At 26.5% G+C, this 25,222-nt stretch carries 22 protein-coding genes; 7 read left to right on the plus strand and 15 right to left on the minus strand.

What is annotated here, in order from left to right; translation table 11 throughout:
• Positions 1-425: 425 nt before the first annotated feature.
• The 5 genes from A966_RS03190 to A966_RS03210 all read right to left on the minus strand — a co-directional run bounded on the left by A966_RS03190 (position 426) and on the right by A966_RS03210 (position 11,155).
• Positions 426-2,390 (minus strand): methyl-accepting chemotaxis protein, encoded by a 1,965-nt coding sequence (locus A966_RS03190; RefSeq protein WP_008722463.1) that lies wholly within the window; start codon positions 2,388-2,390, stop codon positions 426-428.
• Positions 2,391-2,533: 143 nt separating this feature from the next.
• Positions 2,534-3,574 carry a UDP-3-O-(3-hydroxymyristoyl)glucosamine N-acyltransferase gene (gene lpxD / locus A966_RS03195; RefSeq protein WP_008722466.1) on the minus strand — a complete coding sequence of 347 codons (1,041 nt, stop codon included), beginning with the start codon at positions 3,572-3,574 and terminating at the stop codon, positions 2,534-2,536.
• A 107-nt stretch (positions 3,575-3,681) separates the two neighbouring features.
• On the minus strand, positions 3,682-4,107 hold the full coding sequence (locus tag A966_RS03200) for an OmpH family outer membrane protein (protein WP_008722468.1): 426 nt from the start codon (positions 4,105-4,107) through the stop codon (positions 3,682-3,684).
• A 44-nt stretch (positions 4,108-4,151) separates the two neighbouring features.
• Positions 4,152-6,770: an outer membrane protein assembly factor BamA gene (bamA, locus tag A966_RS03205; protein ID WP_008722469.1), complete on the minus strand. Its 2,619-nt coding sequence runs from the start codon at positions 6,768-6,770 to the stop codon at positions 4,152-4,154.
• Positions 6,770-11,155, minus strand: a complete 4,386-nt coding sequence (locus tag A966_RS03210; protein WP_039955512.1) for a translocation/assembly module TamB domain-containing protein — start codon at positions 11,153-11,155, stop codon at positions 6,770-6,772. The genes bamA and A966_RS03210 overlap by 1 nt, the downstream gene beginning before the upstream one ends.
• Before the next feature lie 291 nt (positions 11,156-11,446).
• Here A966_RS03210 and A966_RS03215 point away from each other — a divergent pair, with 291 nt between their 5' ends.
• The 5 genes from A966_RS03215 to A966_RS03235 all read left to right on the plus strand — a co-directional run bounded on the left by A966_RS03215 (position 11,447) and on the right by A966_RS03235 (position 14,683).
• Positions 11,447-11,881: a PTS sugar transporter subunit IIA gene (locus A966_RS03215; RefSeq protein ID WP_008722474.1), complete on the plus strand. Its 435-nt coding sequence runs from the start codon at positions 11,447-11,449 to the stop codon at positions 11,879-11,881.
• A gap of 126 nt (positions 11,882-12,007) precedes the next feature.
• Positions 12,008-12,439, plus strand: a complete 432-nt coding sequence (locus tag A966_RS03220) for a PTS sugar transporter subunit IIA (protein WP_008722477.1) — start codon at positions 12,008-12,010, stop codon at positions 12,437-12,439.
• A 59-nt stretch (positions 12,440-12,498) separates the two neighbouring features.
• Entirely contained in the window at positions 12,499-12,939 is a 441-nt protein-coding gene (locus A966_RS03225) for an HAD family hydrolase (protein WP_232817735.1), read from the plus strand.
• 206 nt (positions 12,940-13,145) lie between these two features.
• Positions 13,146-13,559 carry an HAD-IIB family hydrolase gene (locus tag A966_RS03230; RefSeq protein WP_269798730.1) on the plus strand — a complete coding sequence of 138 codons (414 nt, stop codon included), beginning with the start codon at positions 13,146-13,148 and terminating at the stop codon, positions 13,557-13,559.
• Between the two features lie 83 nt (positions 13,560-13,642).
• Positions 13,643-14,683, plus strand: coding sequence for a hypothetical protein (locus tag A966_RS03235; protein ID WP_008722479.1), 1,041 nt, complete (start codon positions 13,643-13,645; stop codon positions 14,681-14,683).
• Here A966_RS03235 and A966_RS03240 read toward each other — a convergent pair.
• The gene (locus A966_RS03240) at positions 14,680-15,411 is read right to left on the minus strand and encodes a ComF family protein (protein WP_039955445.1); all 732 of its coding nucleotides are present in this window, start codon (positions 15,409-15,411) and stop codon (positions 14,680-14,682) included. The genes A966_RS03235 and A966_RS03240 overlap by 4 nt on opposite strands.
• 11 nt (positions 15,412-15,422) lie before the next feature.
• On the minus strand, positions 15,423-16,214 hold the full coding sequence (locus A966_RS03245; protein ID WP_008722483.1) for a prohibitin family protein: 792 nt from the start codon (positions 16,212-16,214) through the stop codon (positions 15,423-15,425).
• A 456-nt stretch (positions 16,215-16,670) separates the two neighbouring features.
• Here A966_RS03245 and A966_RS03250 point away from each other — a divergent pair, with 456 nt between their 5' ends.
• Complete coding sequence (locus tag A966_RS03250; protein WP_008722485.1) at positions 16,671-17,606, plus strand: alpha/beta fold hydrolase; 936 nt, start codon at positions 16,671-16,673, stop codon at positions 17,604-17,606.
• Between the two features lie 244 nt (positions 17,607-17,850).
• Here A966_RS03250 and A966_RS03255 read toward each other — a convergent pair whose 3' ends face one another.
• The 8 genes from A966_RS03255 to A966_RS03285 all read right to left on the minus strand — a co-directional run bounded on the left by A966_RS03255 (position 17,851) and on the right by A966_RS03285 (position 23,654).
• Positions 17,851-18,339, minus strand: a complete 489-nt coding sequence (locus A966_RS03255) for an NUDIX domain-containing protein (protein WP_008722487.1) — start codon at positions 18,337-18,339, stop codon at positions 17,851-17,853.
• A gap of 24 nt (positions 18,340-18,363) precedes the next feature.
• Positions 18,364-19,734, minus strand: a complete 1,371-nt coding sequence (gene tilS, locus A966_RS03260) for a tRNA lysidine(34) synthetase TilS (RefSeq protein ID WP_039955515.1) — start codon at positions 19,732-19,734, stop codon at positions 18,364-18,366.
• A 24-nt stretch (positions 19,735-19,758) separates the two neighbouring features.
• Positions 19,759-20,664: a DUF1848 domain-containing protein gene (locus A966_RS03265; RefSeq protein WP_008722491.1), complete on the minus strand. Its 906-nt coding sequence runs from the start codon at positions 20,662-20,664 to the stop codon at positions 19,759-19,761.
• Positions 20,665-20,676: 12 nt separating this feature from the next.
• Complete coding sequence (locus A966_RS03270) at positions 20,677-21,300, minus strand: MBL fold metallo-hydrolase (protein ID WP_039955516.1); 624 nt, start codon at positions 21,298-21,300, stop codon at positions 20,677-20,679.
• Positions 21,301-21,316: 16 nt separating this feature from the next.
• Positions 21,317-22,072, minus strand: coding sequence for a hypothetical protein (locus A966_RS03275; RefSeq protein ID WP_008722495.1), 756 nt, complete (start codon positions 22,070-22,072; stop codon positions 21,317-21,319).
• A gap of 53 nt (positions 22,073-22,125) precedes the next feature.
• Positions 22,126-22,509, minus strand: a complete 384-nt coding sequence (locus A966_RS03280) for a PepSY-like domain-containing protein (RefSeq protein ID WP_008722497.1) — start codon at positions 22,507-22,509, stop codon at positions 22,126-22,128.
• Between the two features lie 50 nt (positions 22,510-22,559).
• Entirely contained in the window at positions 22,560-22,700 is a 141-nt protein-coding gene (locus A966_RS13520; RefSeq protein ID WP_008722499.1) for a hypothetical protein, read from the minus strand.
• 498 nt (positions 22,701-23,198) lie between these two features.
• Positions 23,199-23,654 (minus strand): PepSY-like domain-containing protein, encoded by a 456-nt coding sequence (locus A966_RS03285; RefSeq protein ID WP_008722500.1) that lies wholly within the window; start codon positions 23,652-23,654, stop codon positions 23,199-23,201.
• Positions 23,655-23,838: 184 nt separating this feature from the next.
• On the opposite strand from A966_RS03285, the gene A966_RS03290 reads away from it, so the two are divergent.
• Positions 23,839-25,197: an MATE family efflux transporter gene (locus A966_RS03290; RefSeq protein WP_008722502.1), complete on the plus strand. Its 1,359-nt coding sequence runs from the start codon at positions 23,839-23,841 to the stop codon at positions 25,195-25,197.
• Positions 25,198-25,222 lie beyond the last annotated feature (25 nt).

The following is a 25,222-nucleotide window of genomic DNA, read 5'->3' on the forward strand; positions in this document are numbered from 1 at the left end:
TATAAAAAGGATAGAATGTTATTTATTAAATAGCAGAAAATTTAATTTTGATAAAAATTATTGATATAATTCAACTATAAAATATTTTTAATATACTTATTTCAAAACTATTTGATAAGATTTTGTATAAAATTTTCATAATTTATCAATTATAAAAAAGTTTTACATGTCTTATAAATTGTTATTTTAGTATATATGTAATCTTTCACGACTGCGTACTATAGCTGCTTTCTACTAACAAAAGGCATGCTTCACGATATGACTTCGTATAGTCTTCCTGCCTTATTATTCATTCACAGCTAGGCTTACAAAGAAGTATGCGGCGGTACGGCTGTAACTTTGTAGGGTTAGTCAACACAATTATAAATAAAAATAGTTTTAATCAAGTCTAATATAGAAATTGGTGTAATCCTATATAAATAACACTATTTTAAACTGAAAAATTTCATTAAATCAGCAAGTTTTTCAGTTTCTTTTTCCATGTCAATAACTATATCAGCATTTGTTCTCACCAAATTAGTATTTTGTTCAGCACTAATATCAACACTATTAACAGCACTTTGAACCTCTCTTGCAGAAGCATCTTGCTGAGTGGAAGATTCAACCATCTGGCTTACTATATCGCTGCTTTCTTTAGCTTTATTTGTTATATCTTCCAAAGCGTCCATAGTTTCTTTTATTTTACTATTTCCTTCATTGATTTTTTCTATACTGTTATTAACTATATTAGTAATATTTTTTACAGATTCTTGAGATGTCTGAGCTAGGTTTCTAACTTCAGCTGCTACAACAGCAAACCCTTTTCCCTGCTCTCCTGCTCTTGCCGCCTCTACAGAAGCATTAAGAGCAAGTATATTTGTCTGCATAGCTATATCATCTATTATTTTTGTTATGTTTGATATTTCAGAAGTTGCTTTTGTAATATCTTCCATAAGAATCATAGATTCCTTTGATAAATTATAGCAATGCTCGCTTGAATTTGTGAGAATTTGTATTTTATCATTAGTTACTGCTATATCATTAGTTGTTTTATCTATTACTTTTAATGTATTTGTCATAGTTTCATTTATAAGTTTAAGATCATCTCTTTGTTTTTCAGTTCTATTTGAAAGATCTACACTTCCAGCACTAACATTTTTGCTTGCATTTTCCATAGCATTAGTAGAATCTAATATTTGTTTTATTATATTTGATAATATGTTCTGTGTATTTTGAATAGAGTTAAATATCATTCCTATTTCATCTTTTCTTTTGCCTAATGCTTCGTTTTTATATGAAGTTAAATCTCCGCTGCTTAATTTTTCTGACACATGTAATATTTTTAATATAGGGTCTATCAAACTTTTCTTTATTAAAATATTTATTATAATTAAAAATATTATAAGTATTGCAATTGCAAGTATAGATGTTATAACGGCATTTTTTATATTTTCTTTTACTATAACCATTTCCGGAATACTTACAAGAAGTGCTATTGAATTATAATCATCTTTTAATGAAGTTAAAGGCACTATAATATTAAACATTTTATGTCTGTCTATTTTATTTATAAAAGAATATTTAATACTGTTTTCTACAGCATTCATTATTTGATTAGCATTATCAGTATATATGCTTGAAATTTCTCTTCCTATATTCATCGTATTTGTAGAGGCAAGAATGATACCAGACTGATTAATCAAATAACCTTGCATACCTTCATTAGTAGATATGGCAGAAACTATTTCTACCAAATTTTCAGCAGAAAAATCCACTCCTACCATACCTAAAAACTTGCCGGTATTATCTAGTATAGGCTCAACAACACTTACAGTAAGTACAGTATCAGCTCCTGTATAAGTATCGTCTTTTTCCACATCGCTTATATAAAGCTGTTTTGTATCTCTTGGTATAGTATAGTAGTCTGGGTTTGCATCAAACTCTTCTTGATAAACTTTATCATAAGTAACAGTATTATCATCATAAAAAAATGCAGGTCCATATCTTCCGTCATTTTCAGAACCGTAATCAGTATCTATAAAATCATTATCTCTTCCGTCAAAGGCATTTTTTTCCCACATCTCATATATAGCAAATAAGTTTTTATTGTTTTTAAGAACTTCTCCCAAAACTTCCGCATGCGATTGTCTTGTAACTGAACCATTTAATATATCATTCTTTAGAGAAAGCGATATAGTTTTTAGCATGGATATATATGACATCATTTCTTTTTCTATATCTTTAGCATAAGTACTAACCATATACTCAGTTGAAGCAAATCCTTTTTCTTTTGAAGTAGATATATTATGACTTACCATATATGATATAATGGTTATAAACATTATTAGTATTGATATACTCAATATTACAAATATTTTAAATTGAAGCCCTAATGATTTTTTATTTTCCATTTTTATAATATACCCTAAATAATTTTATTTTATTTAGTATAATAATATACTTAATTAAAAAAAACAACAATAAAATTTTTTAAAAATATATTATTTCTGTTATATATTATAGATATAGGCATATTTTTAATTGTGATTAAAAATTATTTCACTCTTTTTATTTTAACTTCAAAACGCTCTTCAACTAAATTAATTAATTCAGGTAATTTTTGTTCAGCAATCATTCTTAATTTTTCTCTTTCTATATTTTGTGCAGGAGCTCCAAGCATAATAGAATTAGAAGGAATTTTAACATTAGACATTACAGCAGTTCTTCCTCCGAATATTACTCTGTCTCCAAGAGTAACATGATCAGCCAAAGCAGCCTGCCCTCCTAATATACAATGATGACCTATTTTTGAACTTCCAGCAATTCCAACCTGAGAAACTATTATAGAATGCTCTCCTATATCGCAGTTATGTGCTATTTGAACTAAATTATCTATTTTTACGCCCTCTCTTATTATTGTAGAACCCAATGTAGCTCTGTCAATACATACATTAGCACCAAGTTCAACATCATTTTCTATAACAACATTTCCTCTCTGAGGTATTTTCATCTGTTTTCCGTTAACTTCAAAGAATCCAAATCCGTCATTTCCTATAACAGTAGAAGAACCAATTACAACTCTGTCTTTTATTACGCATCTGTCATGAATAGATACATTGGCATATATGGTGCAGTTCTCTCCTATGACTACATCATCACCCAAAAATACATTAGCTTCTATAACAGTTCCTTTTCCAACAATCGTATTTTTCCCTATATGTACATTATCTCCAATGTAGGTATTATCAGATATATTAGTATTTTCTTTTATAACTGCAGTTTTTTCAATGGTTCCTAGAGGGTATTTTTTATCTTCAAATAAAAAGTAAAGTAATTTTATAAATGCTTCTTTAGGATTATTATGTATTAATAAAGTCTTATTTTTTAAATCTTTTATTTCATCAGCTGTGCCTTCTCTTAATATTAAGGCATTTGCATTACTGTTTAATGCAGCTTCAAGATATTTATTATTATCTATACATACTATTGAATTTTCTATAATTTCATTAATAGGGGAGAGTGTGCTAATTTCTTTATTTTCATCTCCTATTATTTTTTTTGCTTGTATAAAATTAGATATATCTTTGACTTTCATAGTAAATTTCCCTTTATAAATTTATTCGTTTGTTTATATATAAAAAACTAAAATGCATTAAAAACTATTAATGCATTTTAGTTATTATCAAAATTGTTTTTTAATGATTATTTTTGTAATGAAGCTTTAACATTAGCTATAACGGCTTCTGTTATATCAAAATTTCTATCCGCATAAAGAATAGCATGCTCTGTTCTTTCTAAGATTAAAGTATATCCTTCTTTTTTTACTATAGACATAAGAGAACTAGCAACTTGTCTTTTTACCTCTCCTCTCAAAGAATAATCTCTGTTCTGGGCTATAGAAGTATCCGACATATTAGTTTGCATAGCATCTTGAGTTTTATATTCCTCTAATTTCATTTTTAATTTTTCAACAAATTCATCATCACTAGTTAGTTCTTTGATTACTCTTTCAAGATCAATATATCCAACTTTTGTAAGTCTGTAAGATTGAGTAAAAACTCTAGGACTAATAATAGATACTGTAAGCACTGCTATAAATAATAAACTCATAATATAATACTTTTTCATTTTTTATCTCCTTAGAAATTAATAAAAATTATTTTTATATATTTTTAATAGAATGGGTGATTCATAGTAAATGCAATTCCCCATCCTCTTCCAAGCCAAGCACCAAGAGGTGTGAAAGTATCTCCTTCAAAGTCCTGAAGACCTTTACCAAAACCAACATCATTCTTGTTATAAACGAATCTCTTAGCAACATAGAACCTTATATTGAATATCGGTATTGTAAGTCTGAATCCAAATCCTACAGAATATATGTATTGGGAAGGGTCAAATATATCTTCAATTTTCATAAATTGAGAAGGATATGTATGAGCATCTCCGTCCTGATTCCAGCCTGTACTTCCAGGCATCCATAATTGTCCTGCATCAAAGAAAGTAACAAATCCTAAAGTTTTAGGTACAATAGGTATACGAAGTTCAGCAAAGAATCTCACTTTAGCTCTTCCATAACTCCAAGAATCGGTAGAATTATTTTCACCTTTCATATCGTAAGTAGAAAGACCTCTGTTTTTCTTAAATATAGTATATTTAGAAGTATCCCAGCCGCGTACATCTTCAAATGGGTTAAGATAGTAAAGTACATCGGCATCATTTTGCATAGCAAGTCCGGGAGTTGCAATTATCTGTCCTAATTCCCCATAGAATGCAAATGACAGCCACTCTGTAGCAGGAACCGCCAAAAATCCTGTAGCACTTAATCTCATAAGCTGTGTATGCCCAAAATAAAAATCCACCATACCTCTTAAGAAACTTCCTCTAGTAGGGTTCAAATAATCATTTCTGCTGTCTCTAATTAAAGAATATGAAAGAATAAATGTTGTAAACCAATCACTTTCCCATCTTTCAAATGAACCGTCTTTTTTATTAACTCTATGAGTTAAGTATTTTTTTACATCGCTAAGAACATAGTTAGGACCTGCATCGCTGGCTCCCTGATCATACCATTGCTGATACTGCTGCACTATAGTATCAAATGTTATGAATGTAGAATAATAGTCAGCAAAATAATAACCAAGCCTTACTATACCTTCAAAACCATGTTTGGTATAATATGAATATTTAGGTATACCGAATTGATCGGTACCTATTTCATATCCGGTGTTTACTCCTTCATTAAAATAAGATAAATCAATACCGAAATATATAGGCAAATTAAGCAAATAAGGTTCAGCAAAATTAACCGCTATACGCTTTTGCTGCTGTCCTAATTCTCCGCTTAATCCTAACTGCAAACCTCTTCCTAAGAAATTGTTTTCTCTAATAGAAGCGAATACTTTAAATCCTGAACCTGTAGAGAAACCGCCTCCTCCTGATACCATAGCAGTTCTTCCTTCAGTTACATTCAAACTTAATTCCATAAGTCCTTCAGCAGAACCAGGTTTTACTCCTAAGTTAATATTATCAAAGAATTGAGTATTATATAATCTTTCCTGTACTCTTTGTATCTTTGTAGTGTTAAATACTTCTCCAGGTTTTATATCTACATATCTTTCTATAACGAAATCTTTAGTTTTGGTATTTCCGGATATAGTAATATTTTCTATATGTACTTTATCATTTTCTACTATATCATACATTATATTTACTATTTTGTTTTCTTCATTAACAGTAATTACAGGTATAACTTGTCTGAATATATATCCTCTTTCAGAATATTTATTTTGTATACCCTGATAATCTGCCATATGATATGAGTAATTATATAATGCCCCTTTTTTTGATTTTATATCTTTTTCTATATTATCAGAAGGTATAATAAAGTTTCCTTTAAATCCTATATCTCCAAAATAATATTTATCTCCTTCAGTAAGATATATATCTATTATTAAATCCTGCTCATTTTTTATCTCGGGATTTCTCCATTGATATGTAAACTTGACATTATCAACCTTAGCTCTGTAATAACCCCTGTCAGCATAATATTTAACAATTTTATCTTTATCCCCATCAAATGTAAACTCGTTAAATTTTCCAAGTGCCATAAATCCGTTTTCTTTAGTTGACATTTGTCTTTTTAATTCATTGTCTGTAAAGTGAGTATTTCCATGGAATCGTATATGAGCAACTTTAACTTCATTACCTTCTACTATATTCATTTGTATTAGAACATCAGAATTATCTTTGTTTTCTATTACTTTAGGCTCAACATACGCTTTTAAATATCCTTTATCCTGATAATTAGTAATAATAGCATTAACAGCATCATTTAATTTCTGAGGTATATAAGGATCCCCTGCCTTCATTATAGGTTTTACCGCATCATTAAGTGCCGTTCTGCTTAATCTTTTATTTCCTATATATTCTATATCTTTTATTATAAATCTTTCTGCTACTATGATATTTAAAACTACTCCTTCACCTTCTCTATTAGCATCTATTGCCACTCTGTCAAATAGTTGGCTGTCAAATAATTTTTTAATCGCTTCATTTATTTGTGTTCTTTGGAATTTACTTCCGGCTTTTACAGGAAAATTATTTATTATTTGTTCTTTTGTAATTCTTACTTCACCTGTAACATCTATACGATTTATTGTAAGACCTTCATATACAGCTATGTTTCTAGCTGTTTGTAAGTTTTCAAAGTCACTTTCTGCAGATATCAATAATGATACAGTAAGTAAAAGAAATGAAAATAGAATAATATAATTTTTCTTAATAAAATTCACTAAAATCTCCACCGAGTAACAATATTAAAATCTTGTCCTTTTCCTCTTATATCGAAAGGATTTATTTTATACTCAAACACAAAATTTGCAAGTTTATAATTTTTTAATAGAGAAACCTCAAAACCAAATTGATGGTCAAAATAGTAAGGGTCTATATTTCTTCCGTTTATACTTGGTCTTGTTGTATCATTAACTCTATATGTAACATCGTATTTTAAATATAAATATTTAGAAACATATTTACCAATACCAACACTAGTATTATCCCATACTGATGTAGGATTTATACTGCTGGTGTTTGTAACAAATAATAAATTATTTACTACTGTAGGACTTAAGTTTATATAATCAATACCTAAAAACTGTCTGAACCATCTTTCTACAGGTCTTAATACAGTGCTTCTCAATAGTAAATCGCTGTAATTCATAGTAAGCTGCTGCAATTGATCGCTATTTATACTGCTTCTATTTGCTGTACTGTCTGCAAACATCTGATCTTCTCGGCTTCCAAAAGTTCCTTGAGGTATTCCGGCAAGCTGATTAACCTGATATTGACCTAAAGCAGGTATAGTATAGAATCTTACAGGTCTTAATGCTCCATTTTGAGAAGATATTAGCTGAGAAAGTCTGGCATTCATTTCTACATATAAAGTTACACTTTCTCCTGCCAATTCATTTTCAAATGACTGAGAAGAGGTATTTACTGTTGAAGGGTAATATTTTTTATATGTATAGGCAGTAGCTTCTATTATAGGATCCAAGCTGTTAACACTTGGAAAAGTTACAGAACCTCTTTCCAACTGATATACATTCTGTAAATAGTATATACTTCCTCTTTCTACATTTATAGTGCCTGCAAGTTCTATTCCGTCAATAAGAGTATTGTAAACTCTCATTTTAGAACCTTCTTCTAAATATACATCTCCAACCAAGTTATGAGCTACTCTAACCTGACGCCAAGCCTCTATAGTGAAATCCCAATATATCTTACTTAATATACCATAAACTCTTTCTCTATATGTACTTACTGAAGATATAGTAGAAAGCTGAACATCGCTTTTCATAAGGGTAAGTATTCCGCCTATTCTAGGTGCTGCAATATTTCCGCCTACTGTAAGATCAACATGTACCGGACCTTTTACTTTAGCAATACCCAAATTTAAATTGCCGTCTAAAAGTCCTAGCTGTTCATCTGATGACAGCAAATCAAATGCCATATAATTTATATTGTTTTTAAAAATTTCTGCCTCGCCTGTTACTGTTAAATTTTTCTTATTTTTAGATGTAAATGTTAAATTATTAACATTGAACATATTTCCATTAAAACTAAAGTCTACTATTGTATCATCAAAAATATCATTGAAATATGATATTTTTACTCTTTTTCCATGTCCTAAAAATCTTCCGTCTATTGCTACATTATCGGCATCACCATGTATACGGGCATACAATGTATAGGGTTTACCATCTACTGTGAAATTGGTAGGAGATGAAACTATCTCTGTGAATAATACATTGAATATTTCAAAAATTTCTACATTTATTATATCGGATGTAACTAATAAGTCTACCTGATCTCTTTTTGTATTTTTTATGACACCGTCTATATTAAGCATATCATCATTATCGTATATATAAATTAAATCAGTTCTTTTATTTCCATCTTCTGATATTATAGAACCTTTTATACCATGATCTTTAGTATTTGTAAGTAGTATATCATTTTCATATTTAATAACTGTAGTTCCAAATTCAGGCAGTTTTCTTTTGTTTATAGTAATAGGACCTGTTTGTAATCTGTATTCTTCCTTGCCGTCAGGCAATTTTCTCATATTATAATTTATCGTTCCAGAGAATGAACTCATAAAGCTCATATTATCAACTTCAACTGTCATATTCTGAAGTTCTTTTGAAAAATAAGCATAAGGAATTTTTATCTGCTGTTTTTTTGCAAAAGGTTTTGCTGTAAGAGTTCCGAAATCCCCTGTCTTAGTTATTAATACATCTTTTATCTCAAGTTCATTTGCCCTATAATATCCATTTAAAGAAACATCAAACTGCATTCCCGGTATTTGAAAATCTTTTATATCAAATTTTTCAAGATAAACAACAGGATTATTCATTAAGCCTATTACAGTAGCATTAGCAGTTAACACTCCGTAGGCCTGACCGCTTATATCGAAAGGCAGCTGATTAACAGCTATTGTACCATATATATTGTTCTTATTTATAGATGTGTCTATTGCAAATATCCCGTTATTTTCTAAATCTTTTAATAAGGCAGCAAATTTTGTTATGCCGTCTGTAGAGTTTAATATTCCGTCTCCTGTTATCCTATTTTCTCCATAATTTAAAATAATATTTGTAAACATTATACTTTCATTTGATAATTCAAATTGTGTATTTAAAGCAAATATTGGAGCAAGATTTTTATTAGCCTTAACATTACCATATAAATATAAAGGCTGACGCATATAATTATTGATATTTACATCCACATTTATATCTATATCTTTTATACTTAAAGTTTTAGGAGTTTTAATATTTAAATCTAATATACCATTTGTAGCTATTACTCCGTTTGCGATTATTTCTGAATTATCTGTAGAAGCGTATATTATTTTGCTTCCATTTGTAGATGTTGTACTGAATCCGTTTAGTCCGTAATTGCCGGCAGGAGTATTAACATTTCCATCTATTTTAACATTAAAATTTTTGTCATATTCTATTTTGGCATTGGCATTTATTCCGCTGTCTTCAGAAAGTCTGTAATAAATGTCATTAATATCTATTATGTTTTTATAGGCAGATGCTCCTATTCTTATTAAATATTCCTCTGTATATATTTTTTTAGATGATGCATTCAATACATGTACATTTCCCTTACCGCCCGTATACATTGCATTACTCATAGTATATTCTATATTTAAAGATGATAAATTATCTATTATATTTTGTCCCAAGAATACTACAAATATATCCTGCGGTATTACCCCTCTGGCAGAAGCTAGTACAGGACTGCTATTATCTAATGAATAGCTGGCGTAAAAAGGCTGACCATATATATTTTCTATTAAATTAAGAGATATTTCCTTTTCAGGTCTTTTATATAAAAATTCAAATGTCATAGGATTTTGCATAGTATTAGCATAACTAAGAGATGATATTGTAAATCTCGATATTATTTCATCATCATTTACATTTACAGGTTTTAAATGTACTTTCGTTGATAGATAGTTTGCCCCTGCTTTTATATTGTTTACATCTAATGAAAGTATGCTTGATATAGGGTCATTTAAAGGCACTATGCCGCTTGCTATAATATCACCTTCTAATATATTAATATAAGCATTTGATAGTATTATATTATTGTTGGTTAACTCAGCATTTACCATTACATTGAATAATTTATCTCTAACATTTAAATCAAAATTAATATGAGATTTTTCTTTTTCTTCAATAGAATAGTATCCGTCCGCTTCTATTTCAGCATCTCTAAATGTATTTATAGAATTACTTATAGTGCTTATAGTTTTATTATCTAATTTTACAAATTTATAAATTATTGGAGTGTCCAAAACTATATTCATAATTTTGTATATTGTATCTTTTTTTACTTTTACATTTGTAATGGAGAAATCTATATCTTTGTTATCAAAATCATATTTGAAGTTTAACAAATTATTTTTATTTTCATTTTGTAAATTAGCTCCTAATATATTATATTCATTAGTTAAAAATAATGTATAATCAAATAAATCTCCATGTTCATCTTCTGCGTATATTTTTGAATTAATTTCTGATAAATTAGTTTTGCTTTCCAATGAAAAATGTACTAATGTTCTGTCAGGTAAATCTATATCGTATGAAAGAAAATAACCGTAATTTCTGAAATTACCATTTAAAGAATTAAGCGATACTTCTGTTATATTACCATTATCTTCTATTTTAGTTGAAAAGTTATTAATGCTAATATTTTTATCCATAAATATAGGACTTATACTATCAACTATTTTCCTTATATCCTCTAAAGATGTTTTATTAGTATTATTATTATTTTGAAATATAGACATGTCCATTAATACAGGATAAAAGACAGCATCATTAATATCTACATCACTTAAAATATATAATGGATCTCTTTTTATAAATATTCTAAAAATATTGAATCTTAATGAGGCTTTATCCATTTCAAAAAATGCTTTAGTATTATTTTTAGAATATAATTTAACATTATCTAATACTAATTCTAATTTATAGGATATGCTTATATCTGATATATATATATTTATTGGACTTACTTTATTTATATACTCTATAACATTATCTAAATATTTTTGTTTATTAGATATTACTATAGATACGCTAAATAAAGCTGGTATCATAAAAGCTAACAAAGTTGTAGCTACATACATTCTAAACCTAGAGTACCTATTTTTTTGTCTCAATTAAAATCCAATTTGTAAATGTAGTTTTCGTTATATACTATAACCTATTTATACAGAAATTGTTATATTTTAATAGTTCATTATCGTAATTTATATTTTTATATATTAAAATAGAGCATAACTTTATTATTTTGAAACTTTTATGTACATAAAAAATAATAATTGACAAATAATAAAATAAAAGTATAATTTTATAATATATAAAAGTTTATTATATGGAGAGTTTATATGTTAAAAGAACTTATAAAAAACAAAATAGATATAGTTGATAGTATTGATAATTGGGAAGATGCTATAAAAAAGGGAGCTGAGCTGCTTTTGGAAAATAAATGTATAGAACCAAGATATGTTGACTGCATTATAAACAATATAAAAGAAACCGGTCCATATATTGTGCTTGGAGATGGAATGGCTATGTCTCATGCCAGACCAGAGGACGGGGTTCTAAAAAATGGAATTACTCTTTTAAAAATTAAAAATGGTGTTGACTTTGATGAAAAAAATAAAGTGTTTTTATTGTTTACATTGGCGGCAGAAAATAATGATAATCATCAGGGATTAATGGAAGAAATTGCTGATTTATTAAATGAAAGTGAAAAAATTAAAAGAATAATGTATGATGAATTAACTGATTTAGAAATATACGATATTATCATACAGTAATATATTGTTTTTTTGATTATCTGATATAATGTTAAACTATATAGCACTTATAAGAAATTATTTATATATGTTATAAAATCCTAAAAATAATTATACTTAATAAAATAAATAAAGGATTGAGTTTTTATGTTAAAAGAGTTTTTAAAAGGCAATATTAAAATAGTAGAAAGTGTTTCAAATTGGGAAGAGGCCTTAAAAATAGGAGCAAGATCTTTAGTTGATAATGGTAATATAGAAGAAAAATATATTCAAGCAATAATAGATGATGTATATAAATACGGACCTTATATAGTTCTTACAGAGGGGGCTGCAATGCCGCACTCAAGACCTGAAAATGGTGTTTTAAAAAAAGGGATGAGTTTTTTAAAAGTAAAAAATGGTGTAGATTTTTATAAAACAGATGAAAAAGTATATTTATTTTTTACATTAGCTGCAGAAAATGCAGATGGGCATCAGGAGGCAATATCTGAACTTGCTGAATTTCTGAGCAATAATGAAAAATTAGAAAAAATGATAAAAGAAGACTTTACAGAAGATGAGATTTTATCTTTTTTATAAAATTATTTTTATTAATATAAAACAAAATTTTCTAAAACATATAATACCGGAGATAATCTTTGGAAAATATTCAGATTATAGCAACCGATTTAGACGGCACTTTATTAAATAATAATCATCAAATAAGTGAATATAATAAAAATGTTATAAAAGAAGCCTCCAAAATAGGAATAAAAACAATATTATCAACCGGAAGACCTACCTCTGCTGCCCATAATTTTTTAGCAGAACTTCATATTGATACGGAACTTATATCATTTAATGGTGCTATGATTACTGATAAATATTGTAATATTGTATATCAGCAAAACCTTGATGCTGAAATAGGAAAAGAACTTATAAATATTGCTAGAAAATATAATAGACTTGTTTCAAAACTAAATTTATTAATATTTATAAATGTTTATTTAATATTTTTAAATTATAGTTGGGGCTTTGCCCCAAACCCCAGTTCTTTTATTGGTATAAAAGAACCAAAAGAACTGCATTTTCTAGCTTAAACATACAATTTATACAACATATAAAATATTTAATTAAATTGTTATTAATATTATTTAATTTAGCATAAAATAATAAACTCATAAAATTGTTTGTCAAGTAGTTTTGAAACAGGTCTAATATTTATCATCAAAGTTTTTTAGCTGATAGATGGAACATAGGTTTTTTTGATAAGAAATGGATAGATTTTTATATATCAATAGCTAAAATAAATAATTATACTATAGGATTTGATAATATTACTGATTTCTCTTTCAGTAAATTTATGTTTATAGGAGAAAACAGCATATTAAAAATAATAGCAGAAGAACTAGATAAAACTTTTGGTGATAGTATTTATTTTACTTTTTCAAGACCTGTATATTTGGAAGTACATAATCCTAATGCTACAAAAGCTAAATCATTATCTTATCTTCTTAATAAATATAATATAAAACCTGATAATGTGATGGCTTTCGGAGATAATAATAATGATTTAGAGATGCTTGAATTTGCTGGTATTTCTGTTGCTGTTGAAAATGCTGAAGATATAGTAAAATCAAAGGCTTTATATATTACTAAAAGTAATGAAGAAAATGGGGTAGGTATATTCATTAATAAAATGCTTAATTTAAATATATAATTTTCATTATTCAATAATAAAAACTTCTTTGACAAATTTGCTTTTTATTGATATAGTTTCTTGAGTTAATTAGGAGTATGATTATGCAGATATTTCAAGAAAAATTATTAAAAGCTTTAGAAATGTATCAAAATGATTTTGATAATATTGTCAGCAGTTTTTTTGAAGATAAAGAAAAATATAATAATTTAATAAGCAAATATTCATGGGAAATGGAAGATAATGTTGATAAGAATTATTTATTAAGGGCAAGACTTTCATTTTCAATTATATATTATAAAAATGTGCAGGCTTTAAATAAAGAAGCTCTTAAAAATATAATTATTCATTTATTTAATGAAGAATTAAAAGACCGAGAAACTTCAAAGTATAAAGGAATAGGAATAGCATTAGAGTCTTTAACATTTCTTCTAAGTAAATACAATAAAGATAATAAAGATTTATTTGAAAAGGCAAAAAAGATAAATAATGATTGTGCTATTGGATATGACAGTAATGTAAGATTTGAAACTGACATAGAAAAATTAAATATTCAGTATTGTATGCATTATGCTTTGGAGTTAGGTTTTAAAGATTTATATTATGAACTTATAGATATATGGAAATCGGGAATAAAAAAATGGGACAGAATTAATTTAGAAAGACTCAGAGATTTTGAAATTGAAATAGGCAATAGAGAAGGTGAATTAGAAGCTAATAAAAATCTTTATGAGATTGTAAAAAATGATTATGATAAAAACAAAGATAATCAGGCATTATCAAAAAAGTATTTATTTTATTTAGTTTCATATTTAAGTACTTATGCAGAAAATTTAATAAGGCTTTCACATTATGATGAGGCTTTGAATATTATTTTATTAAACATTGATAATATAGAAAACATTAATAATAATGCTTTTTATAAGGTTCATGCTGGAATATCAATAGTAGATAGTGCTTTAAAAGTTTTAGTTAATATAGAAAATAATGAGCAGTTAAACTTATTATGGGATTTTGTAAAGACAGCATTTATCAATGAGCATGATACATATTCGAAAAGTTTGTATGATTCTTTCTTTAAAGCATGCGATAAAATGAATGACTTAGAATTGAAAGAGAAAGTTTTAAAAGAGATTAAAAATTAAGCACGGGCTACTGTAAGTACTCCTATTTTATTAATGCATTCAAGTTTCTTAATCTCTTTAGAAATTTCATTTAAAGTGCTTCCCGTGGTAATTACATCATCTATTATAAGTATGTTTATTTTATCTTTTAAATTGTAATTACTGTTTACTTCAAAAGCATTTTGTATCATGTTTATTCTTTCTGTTTTGCTATTTAAAGAACTCAATGCTTTAGTTTCTTTTTTTCGTATTATAATATTATTTATCAAACTTATATTTAAAATTTTAGATATAGTTTCTGCTATGAGTTCGCTTTGATTGTATCCTCTATCCAATAATCTATTTCTGCCAAGAGGAACAAAAGTAACAGCATCATAGTTTTTGATATAATCTTTATAATAGTAGCTAAGCATAGCAGCAAAATCTCTGCATATTAAATACCTATGAGAGAACTTCATTTTATGAATCAAATCTACAGTATAATTATTATAATAAAGCATAGATTTACATTCATCAAAATAAAGTTCTTCATCTTTGCATATACATATAGAATTTATATTCTCTAAAACTTTACCGCATCTATTGCATCGTATATATTCATCTTTATGTATATAATCCAATTTTTTATTTATGCAATTAATACAAATATAATTCATATTATTGCTTTGAATTAACTCTCCACATATTATGCAGTGATTAGGAAATATTAAAGAAAATATATTATTTATAATATGCTTGTAAAGTTTCATTTATTATTTAATTATTTTATCTGTATCATAGGCGTAACACCAGAGCCTGATACCTGAGGCATTTTACCGTCCCATTTTTCTATATACATTCTTTGTATTAATAGAGGAGTTAAAGATTCCTGCATTATTCTATTAGCTTCGGAAACACCTTTAGCTTTTGTGATTTCAGCCTCTGCTTCGTATCGAACTTTTTCTAAAGCATTTTGTGCTGTTAGGGCGTCCTGAGATGCTATTAATTTTCTCTCTATTGCTTGGTCAAATTCATCAGAGAAATCATGCTCTATAATGGAGCAGGCTGCAACTGTTATTCCATAATCATCAAAATCGGCTGTAACTTCTTTTAAGAGTTCTCCTGCCATTTCATTTCTTTTTGTGATAAACTCTTCTATGGTATATCTAGCAGAAACTGCATTAAGGCTTTCAGATATTCTAGGATTAATTAATTTATTTTTATAATCTACTCCAAATTTTCTAAATAAATCCAAAGCATCTCCTCCTATAGAATACTGAACATTTAAAGTCATAGATATAGTCTGCATATCTTTTGATGATACAGAATATGTTTTTTCTACAGTTTGTTCTCTCACTTCCATAGTTTTTATTGTATCTATGAAAGGTATTCTAAAATGAAGACCTGGCTCTTCTTGTGATATAGCTTTACCAAGTCTGCTTCTTATTCCTACTTCACCTGTAGAAACTATAGTAACGCTTGAAAATAGTAAAAATCCTACTACAAGTACAATAGGAATCAATATAAAAAGCATAGAATGCAATTTATTTGCATATACATTAATTATTCTCATAAACCTCTCCTTAAAAATAATTTAAAATTATATTAAAATATAAATAAATTTTTTGCAAGCATGTACTATTTGGGTATTAGACTTGTTTCAAAACTACTTGACAAGATTAATTATAAAAATTATTTAATTTTAAAATTATAAACATGATGTTTTCCATGTTGCATAATTTAGTATTTTAGTATATAAATATGCAGTCTTTTTGCTTCTTTGTGCCAACAAAAGAAGTGGGGTTTGGGGCAAAGCCCCAACTATAATTTAAAAAATATTAAATTAAAAATTTATAAATTTAGTTTTGAAACAAGTCTATTATTCATCATATTAAAATATGTAAAAATTAATTGCATTAAGAAAAAAAATGCTATATAATTTGCCCTATTATTTATAACAATAGCCGTATTAATTATGTTAAGTTAAATAACTTTCTAACAACAGCAATTTTATTATCGGAGTCTTTTTATGGAAATGCTAAATAGGGTATTAATATCAGATGACGGACACAGAATGTATACTTATATATTTATACCAGATTGCAAACCTAAAGCTATAGTTCAGCTTGTTCATGGACTAGGCGAGCATGCAGGAAGATATAAAGATTTTGCTGAGAAATTAAATAAGGCTGGATTTTTAGTTTGTGCCGATGATCATAGAGGTTTTGGAAGAAGCACTGTAAGTAAGGATCAAATAGGGCATATATCGGATAAGAATGGACATGAACTTATAATAGAAGATATGAGACATTTGATGGTTAATACTAAAGCAGATTATTCTAATATTCCTTATTTTATGATAGGACATAGTATGGGATCTTTTCTCACTAGATATTTTATAATTAAGTATTATAAAGAATTAAATGGTGCTGTTGTAATGGGTACTAAGGGAAAACCTAAAGGAATAGAAAATTTAGGAAAGGTTATAGCGAATATTCAGAAATCAATATTTGGCGGAAGAAAAAGAGCCAACTTACTTGATAAATTATCAGTAGGAGGATATGGTAAAAAATTCTTTCCTAAAGATAAATCGCCTTTAGCATGGCTTACTTCCGATAAAGAAGAGATAAAAAAAACTCTTGAAGATGAATATTTTGCTAATAAGCCTGCAAGTATAGAAACATATATACAGATGTTTGAGCTTATTGATAAAATTTCAAATAAGGATAATTATTCTTCTATGGATAAAAATTTTCCTATACTTTTAATATCCGGAGAGAAAGATCCAGTAGGTGATATGGGAAAAGGTGTAAAATGGGTTTATGACATGTACAAATCATTAGGCTTTAATGATGTTAATATGAGTTTGTATAAAGACGGAAGACATGAAATACTTAATGATATTCAAAGAGACGATGTGGCCAAAGAAATAACAGAGTGGATTAATATTCATATAAACAAATAATTATTTTTTACGCACGGTAAGTTTACTTATATAAGTATAAAAATTATTTTTGCAGTACATATTTTTTATTCATTTATAAATTAAACGTGCGTTTTACAAAGTTCTGTAATCTAAATAAATTTTGGGCGGGCATGCTTTTTCTTTTTAAGCAATAAAGAAATAATAATCTAATAATTTATATTTAGTTATAAAACTAATAGGGCGGGGATGCAGTATAGATTAAAAATATAAAAAATTATATAATTTAATCATAATAAGCATAGCTGTCAATTTCCCTTGAAGCATCATAATCTTCTTTAATACTCATTGCATATTTATTTTCTGAGTTAATAAATTTTAAACATGATTTTATTGCTTCTTTTGTAAGAGGAGGCACATCATTTCTATTAAGAGCCTCTTCTATATCAAGCCAAATAACTTCGCTGTTTTCAGAATCATTAACTTTCGCTTCTCCTGAAATATATTCTGCCATGAATATCAAATACCAATCATTAGCAGTAAAACGCATAGATACTATTTCTTTTGCAATTACTTTTACATTAGTTTCTTCCAATACTTCTCTTTGAGCTGCTTCTGCAGGCAGTTCTCCCTCATTAATAAATCCTCCCGGTATTATAAGAAGACCATTTCCTCTGCCGTAATTATGCCTTCCTAAAAGAACTTTACCTTCTTTTATTACAACACAGCCTACACCTTTTCCAAATATCATTCTTTCATTATCTGAAAATGCCATTTCTAATTATCCCTTTTAATTTTCTTATTTTTTAATATCGCAATCATTATTAAAGATGATTTTTAATATGTATTCATCTTCTTTATTTATAGCTGTTTCATTTGATATTCTATTTAATCCGTAAGGCTCTAAATATAAAGCCAGAATATTGTTATCATCTTCTGAAGTTATTACGGGTATTCTATCTCTTTTATATGAAGATATTTTTAAGTCTATAAAAATCTTTCTTAAATATTTTTTTTGATTATTAGGATATGCATATATAAAATCCCCATCTTTTCTGCTTCTTATTATAATTGGGTACTTAGCTTTTATATACAGAGCTTCTTTATAATTAATATCTTTATTTAAAACTGTTTCTGTTTTTATTGTTTTATTGCAGAAAATATATAAGCCGTCTTTTTCTATTTTTATAAAATTATTTGTTTTGATATCATCAAGTTTTTTTTCTATAGCTTTTATATTAATGAAGTCGTATTCTTTTATAATATAAAAATTATCAAGTCTTAATTTAATATTAGGCTTATCAGATTTTATTATATTTAGTATTTCTATAATTCTTTTTTCTGTTATTTCTATATTATTTTTTGCTAAAAGTTTTATTATGATTTTTTTTATAAAAAGACTTTTTATATTTTTTATTTTTTCTATATTAAGTTTTTTATTTTTTTCGTATATATTTTTTTTGTATAATTTATTAATTTTTTTTCTTAGTATATAAGTTTCTTCATAGCTTTTTTTTGCAAATCTTATTATATTGTTTTTAGCATTTGTATTTATTTCTTCAAGCATTGGTATGATTAAATTTCTTATTTTATTTCTAGCATAATAATTTTTTTTATTTGAAACATCTTCTCTATGTTCAAGATTATTATTTACTGCATACTCTTCAATATCTTTTCTATAAAAGTTCAAAATAGGTCTTAAAATATATCCTTTTTTTTCTCTAAGGCTTTTATAAACATTAGTTCCAGCCCCTTTAATCATTCTGTAAATTATAGTTTCAGCTAAATCATCTTTATTATGAGCTATTAAAAGATAATCATATATTTTTTTATTATGAAGCTCTTCAAAAAAAGCATATCTGTCATTTCTAGCTTCAAGCTGAATATTTTTTCCATTATAGCTGTTAGGAGGTATTTCTTTAACATATATATCTATATTATATTTTTTAGCCATTTCGCGGGCAAATAATTCATCATTAGTAGAATCTTCGCCTCTAAGATTATAATTAACATGTATTATTATTAAATTAAATGATAACTTTTCTTTTAATCTGTATGCGATATTGAGCATAACCTGAGAATCAATACCTCCTGAATATGCTGCAGCTAATGTTTTATTTTTTATGTCATCTATATTTGAAAGTAAAAATTGTGAAGTTTCTTCCATCATTATATTCATTATGTTATCCGTAATTTATAATTTAAATACTTTACTCTTTTCATTAACAATTATTTTTCTTTCTTTTATATTTATATTATCATTTAAATATTTATCAGATAATATTTTGCTATTTGCATCATAATCTTTTAATATATTTTTTGAATTGGCATAACAGTATATACAGCCGTTAGTACATGTATTATACATTCCTATATCAATACTTTCTATACAAGCACATAATTTTCTTTGAGATTTATCTTTTTTTTCTTTTATAGAATAACCCAATATTTTTTGTATTCTTTCTTTATCTATGCATGCAGATTTTTCTATTTTTATATTGGAATTATCAAAATCTTGAGAGCAGGATTTTAATTTTATATTATTTTTTTCAGATATATATTTCATATTTTCTATTAATAAAACTTTATCATCATTGTTTATATTTTTAATACTATTTTTTATTTTTGAATATATTTCAACAAAGCTGAATATGCATTCATCTGTATAACCATTTAAACTATAAGCAAAGTTTTTGAAATGATTTATATGATAATTAATATCAAAATCATCATTTAAAATAATAGGATCATATCTCCAAACTATTTTTTCTTTTGCGAATAACTTACTTATAGATTGAAATTTTTTTATTAAGCTATATTTATCAGGAATATTTTTTTCTATATTTTCATCATAAGCTGTAATAGTAAAATGCAGATAAAACTCATAACCTAAATCTTTTACTTCATTCAAAAACTCTATATCAGGATTTTTTGACCAAAATACTATTATATCAACTATATTTTTATTTAATGTTATTTTATAAAAGTTATTTTTGTTTATAGGGTTTTGAGTAATTATATACCCTTCTTTTAATCTATTTATAAACCATTTAGTATGCAGTGATGGTATATCAGTTCTTCTGCTTGCACTTATTATCATTTTGTATTGATATTAAAATACACCCATTTTTTTTCTTTGGGATAATTTTACACCATAAGCATCATGACCTGGATATAATAAAGTGTCATCATCTAAAGCAAATACTTTTTGAGATATGCTTTCTTCTAATGTAGGAAAATCGCCTGTAGGAAAATCTGTTCTTCCTATTCCGTAAGCAAATATGGTATCTCCGCAGAATAAGTGCCCTTTAGTATAATAGCATACTCCTCCTCTCGTATGACCTGGGGTATGTATAACTTTAAACTCTATATCTTTTAATTTGAAAGTATCGCCTTCATTAAATTGTATTTCTGGGCTTTGGCATTTAATTACACTTCCTAAATATGAGCTTACATTTAAACTTCCGTCCTGAAAGAAATCATAATCAAGGCTATGCACGCAATGAGGGGCATCTGGAAACTCTCTTCTTATATCATCTGCTCCTGATATATGATCAAAATGCCCATGTGTATATATTACTCTAACTAGTTTTTTCCCTTCTAATAATTTTTTATAAATGTCATAGTTATTTAGTTTTGCCGCATCTATTATTATAGCCTCATCATCATAAGATACCACATAAGAATTCATTCCATACATGTTTTCACATACACAATCAATTTTTAATTCACTCATTATTATCTCTCCTATTTTATTTTTTTTCTGTTTCCACAAGATAAATATCCATAGTATCAAGCATTCCTGTCATAGTATTGTATTTTATTATTTTTCTTGTTTTATCATCTTTTTCAATATAAGCTGCTATTTTTGGGAAAAATATTGAAAAAGGTATTCCTTCTAATTTTATTTCCATTTCATAGCATTCTTTTTCTTCATTATTTATTTTGATTTTTTTTATGCCATTGTTCAGTATTGATACTTTTAATTTACTATCTTTAGAAGCCATAGGCATAATAATATTCATTTGATTTGTAGAGTCTATAGGAAAAGTTCTCGATATTTGATATACTCCATACATAGAGAATATAGCCAAATCTCCGTTTGAATTTGTATAGTTCACCTTGTCTCTTATATCAAATGTATGCTCCATATTTCCGAAATCATAATAATCTATTGTTTTATTATAAACAGTTCTCATATTTGCCAAATCTATAATGGAATACATTTCAGACTTTCTTACATTAGTCATCATGTTTTCTTCTAGTAGAAAAGGGTCTTTTAATTTGTTTGTAACAAAGCCTTTGATATAAGTTTCTTTAATGTTCCAATAGCCTTTACTGTCAACAGAAGTTTCTGTATATACTATCATGGCATTACTCTTTTTGCTGGATATTCCTTTATGTACAAAGTATTCCTGTTTCTGAAAGGAAGGTATATTAGTATAAGAGTAATACTGTGCAAATAAAAATGAATTTAATATAAAAATTATTATTAATATGTTTTTCATATCAATATAATAAACCTTAAAAATACAAATTTCAATACAAATTAATAATATTTTTATACATTTCTAGTCTTTAAAATATTGCCTCTATTATCTATTATAATAATATTATTGCTGATTTCTATTTCATATTTATTTTTTCTTTTTATTATTCTGTATATATTAAAATCTGCATATTTATTTTTTATAGTATTTATGACTTCTTTCTCTATGATATTATCTTCAGCAAATTTTTCTATTATAGGAAATGCTATCTCATTACCGTTTCCTATAATAGAAGTCCATTCACCCCTTGAAGTAAAGTTTACAGAGCTTCCGCCTTTAAATACAACACTGTATGATGAAGTAAATGTAGTTTTAAAAACATAATAATCATTAAAATATGTTTCTATAAAGTTTTTTGCTTTTTCTGGAAGTTTTTGATAAGGTATAATATCCATAATTGTAATCTAAATAATTTTCAATTTTATATAACTCTCAAATACCTTGCTTATTGATTTTCATTTTTTTCTTTTTCTATCATATCTTCTAAATATGCTTTTAAGAAAATATAATTATGAGCATCATCTAGGTTTTGATTATTTTCAATTTTTCTATTTAGAAATTCAACTAATTCTTCTTTTGTTTTCACATTAATATCCTTATAAATAGTTTATGTATTTTAATTTTCAAATTATAGTAGTTTTAAACCTTATAATATTATTTTTAGTATGTCAATAGATAAATTGTATATTTGTTTATTAAACTGTTTGTATATTGAAAGCCTGAATTGTACAAAAATAATTATAAAAGCAATTATAAAATCATATTTTAACATAAGTTATTTAGTTTTATTTATACTGTGATTAAAAAGCTAATTTTATTTTTTTAAGTGTATTTTACACCACGCGTTAAACTTGCTTAAAAAACAAGGTTATTTTTTATTGCAGTTTCTAGCATAATTTGAAATTCCTTTTACCGCGTGCTGATACAGCAGCAAATTAAAAAAACACTTGGGCGGGTGTCTTGAAATTCTAATTAAGCATTAAGAAAAATTAAATATAATTTTCTAAAATAATTAAAAAATATAAAGGGCGGGGTATGTAATAAAAATTTTAAAATTTAAATGAAAATATATTAATTTATTATTTTAGGCTTTTTTTATTTTTATTATATTGCCTTCATAGTCTATATAAATATATTCTTTGTCATCAGCCTTGAATTCTATTCCTTTGCTTTTTTTGTATATATTATTAATGGTTTTATATTTTGATTTAATTATATTTATGATTTTAGCGTCAATAAACTTTTCAGCTGTGCTAATAGCTATTGTTTTTCTATTTCCTATTATAGAAGTCCATTGCCCTTTTCTATTGAAATTTATTGATGAACCTCCTTTAAAAATTACGATATAATGAGTGGAAACAGCAGCACTATGCACTTCATAATCTTTAAAATATGTATTTACAAACTCTTGAATATTTAAAGGTAAAGATGTGTAGGGAATAAAATTAATATTTCTATCATTGTCAAAAAATAAAAATGAAGAAGATGTCAAATATATAAAAATTATCACAATATAAAATATATTTTTATTTTTAAGCATAAGAATATATCCTTAAATGATTGCTGACTATATTTTAAATAATACTCTAAAAAACAAATATTGCAATAGTGAATAAAAAAAGTAAAATTTCGTACTTTATCTATTGACAAAATAATAAACATGCATATAATACACATCTTGTATATAGTACGAAATAAGACTATTCTTTATAAAGGAGTTTATCATGATTAATATTGAACAAAATACTAAAAACATGGAAAAATCTTTTTTTAAGTATGTTTTACCTGCTATAGTATCTACTATGCTTGGAGGACTTTATATAGTTGTAGATGGTTTTTTCATTGGTAATTCTATGGGAGATATTGGTCTTACTGCAATTAATTTAGTTTATCCTATAGGCACTTTGCTTATGGCAGCAGCTATTATGCTTGGTATGGGAGGCTCTGTTATAATGTCTACATATCTTGGAGAGGGTAATATAGAAGGATTTAATAGGGCTAAAGTAAATACTTTTATTTCTTTAATATTAGCTAGTATAATATTAACAGTTGTTTTGCTTTTATTAAAAAACAGTCTCATATATTTGCTTGGGGCAAGAGATGAGGTATTTAAACAGGCTGATTCATATATCACTACTATAATTTTAGGAGGAGGTTTTCAAATAATATCATTTGGATCTATGCCTATAATAAGAAATTCAGGAAAAACTATACATGCTATGAGTTTTATGGGAGTTGGACTTATAACAAATATTATTCTTGATTATTTATTTTTGATGGTTTTTAGATTAGAAATGTTCGGTGCTGCTTTAGCTACCATAATAGCTCAAGGTATTGTAGCTTTGATAGCTGTTTATTATCTATTTATAAGAAAGAAAAACAGAACAAAAATAAAATTATCAGATTTTGATTTATCTATGCCAAAAAGAGCTTTGCAAATAGGATTATCTCCATTTGGTTTAGTTATGGCTCCTTCTCTTATAGTGATATTTAATAATCTTCAATGCATCAAATACGGCGGATATTTAGGAACTACTGCATACTCTGTAATGAATTATATTTACGGTTCTATTTTGCATTTATTTGAGGGAGTGGCAGAGGGCTGTCAGCCTATGATAAGTTATTTTAAAGGAGCATGCAGAAATGACCTTATGAAAAAAGTATTAAAAAAAGGCATATTATTTGATATTATACTTGGTGCTTTTCTTATTATAATAGTATTGATTTTTAGAAATAAACTTGGAATATTATTCGGTGCTTCTATAGAGACTAATTCTATAATAAGTTTAGGTCTTCCTATAATATCAGCTGCATTTATACTTCAGCCCATAGTAAGGCTTGGAACTGCATATTTTTATTCATCAGGAGAAAGCAGATATTCTACACTTTTAACATATATAGACCCTTTATTTGTAAGTCCTTTATGTATATTGATACTTCCTTTATTTTTAAAACTTAATGGTGTATGGTTTGCTGTGCCTGTATCACAATTAATATTAGCTATTATATTTTTATTGATATTTTATAATACAAATTTAAAGAATGATAATTTAATAAGTAAAGCAGTTTATCAAAATGAATAATTAATAAATATAGGCTTTAAATAAT

Origin of the sequence: Brachyspira hampsonii 30446 (genome assembly GCF_000316195.1) — a bacterium.
Classification (GTDB): domain Bacteria; phylum Spirochaetota; class Brachyspiria; order Brachyspirales; family Brachyspiraceae; genus Brachyspira; species Brachyspira hampsonii_C.

What these genes read in the sequence shown, in the direction of transcription:
- A966_RS03220 (WP_008722477.1), top strand. Translation starts at nt 12,008, where the DNA reads ATGTTAAAAGAGTTTTTAAAAGGCAATATTAAAATAGTAGAAAGTGTT.
- A966_RS03190 (WP_008722463.1), bottom strand. Translation starts at nt 2,390, where the DNA reads ATGGAAAATAAAAAATCATTAGGGCTTCAATTTAAAATATTTGTAATA.
- A966_RS03265 (WP_008722491.1), bottom strand. Translation starts at nt 20,664, where the DNA reads ATGATAATAAGTGCAAGCAGAAGAACTGATATACCATCACTGCATACT.
- A966_RS03255 (WP_008722487.1), bottom strand. Translation starts at nt 18,339, where the DNA reads ATGGCATTTTCAGATAATGAAAGAATGATATTTGGAAAAGGTGTAGGC.
- A966_RS03280 (WP_008722497.1), bottom strand. Translation starts at nt 22,509, where the DNA reads ATGGATATTATACCTTATCAAAAACTTCCAGAAAAAGCAAAAAACTTT.
- A966_RS03275 (WP_008722495.1), bottom strand. Translation starts at nt 22,072, where the DNA reads ATGAAAAACATATTAATAATAATTTTTATATTAAATTCATTTTTATTT.
- A966_RS03250 (WP_008722485.1), top strand. Translation starts at nt 16,671, where the DNA reads ATGGAAATGCTAAATAGGGTATTAATATCAGATGACGGACACAGAATG.
- tilS (WP_039955515.1), bottom strand. Translation starts at nt 19,734, where the DNA reads ATGATGGAAGAAACTTCACAATTTTTACTTTCAAATATAGATGACATA.
- A966_RS03210 (WP_039955512.1), bottom strand. Translation starts at nt 11,155, where the DNA reads ATGATACCAGCTTTATTTAGCGTATCTATAGTAATATCTAATAAACAA.
- A966_RS03245 (WP_008722483.1), bottom strand. Translation starts at nt 16,214, where the DNA reads ATGAGAATAATTAATGTATATGCAAATAAATTGCATTCTATGCTTTTT.
- A966_RS03200 (WP_008722468.1), bottom strand. Translation starts at nt 4,107, where the DNA reads ATGAAAAAGTATTATATTATGAGTTTATTATTTATAGCAGTGCTTACA.
- A966_RS03290 (WP_008722502.1), top strand. Translation starts at nt 23,839, where the DNA reads ATGATTAATATTGAACAAAATACTAAAAACATGGAAAAATCTTTTTTT.
- A966_RS03285 (WP_008722500.1), bottom strand. Translation starts at nt 23,654, where the DNA reads ATGCTTAAAAATAAAAATATATTTTATATTGTGATAATTTTTATATAT.
- A966_RS03240 (WP_039955445.1), bottom strand. Translation starts at nt 15,411, where the DNA reads ATGAAACTTTACAAGCATATTATAAATAATATATTTTCTTTAATATTT.
- A966_RS03270 (WP_039955516.1), bottom strand. Translation starts at nt 21,300, where the DNA reads ATGAGTGAATTAAAAATTGATTGTGTATGTGAAAACATGTATGGAATG.
- A966_RS03215 (WP_008722474.1), top strand. Translation starts at nt 11,447, where the DNA reads ATGTTAAAAGAACTTATAAAAAACAAAATAGATATAGTTGATAGTATT.
- A966_RS03235 (WP_008722479.1), top strand. Translation starts at nt 13,643, where the DNA reads ATGCAGATATTTCAAGAAAAATTATTAAAAGCTTTAGAAATGTATCAA.
- lpxD (WP_008722466.1), bottom strand. Translation starts at nt 3,574, where the DNA reads ATGAAAGTCAAAGATATATCTAATTTTATACAAGCAAAAAAAATAATA.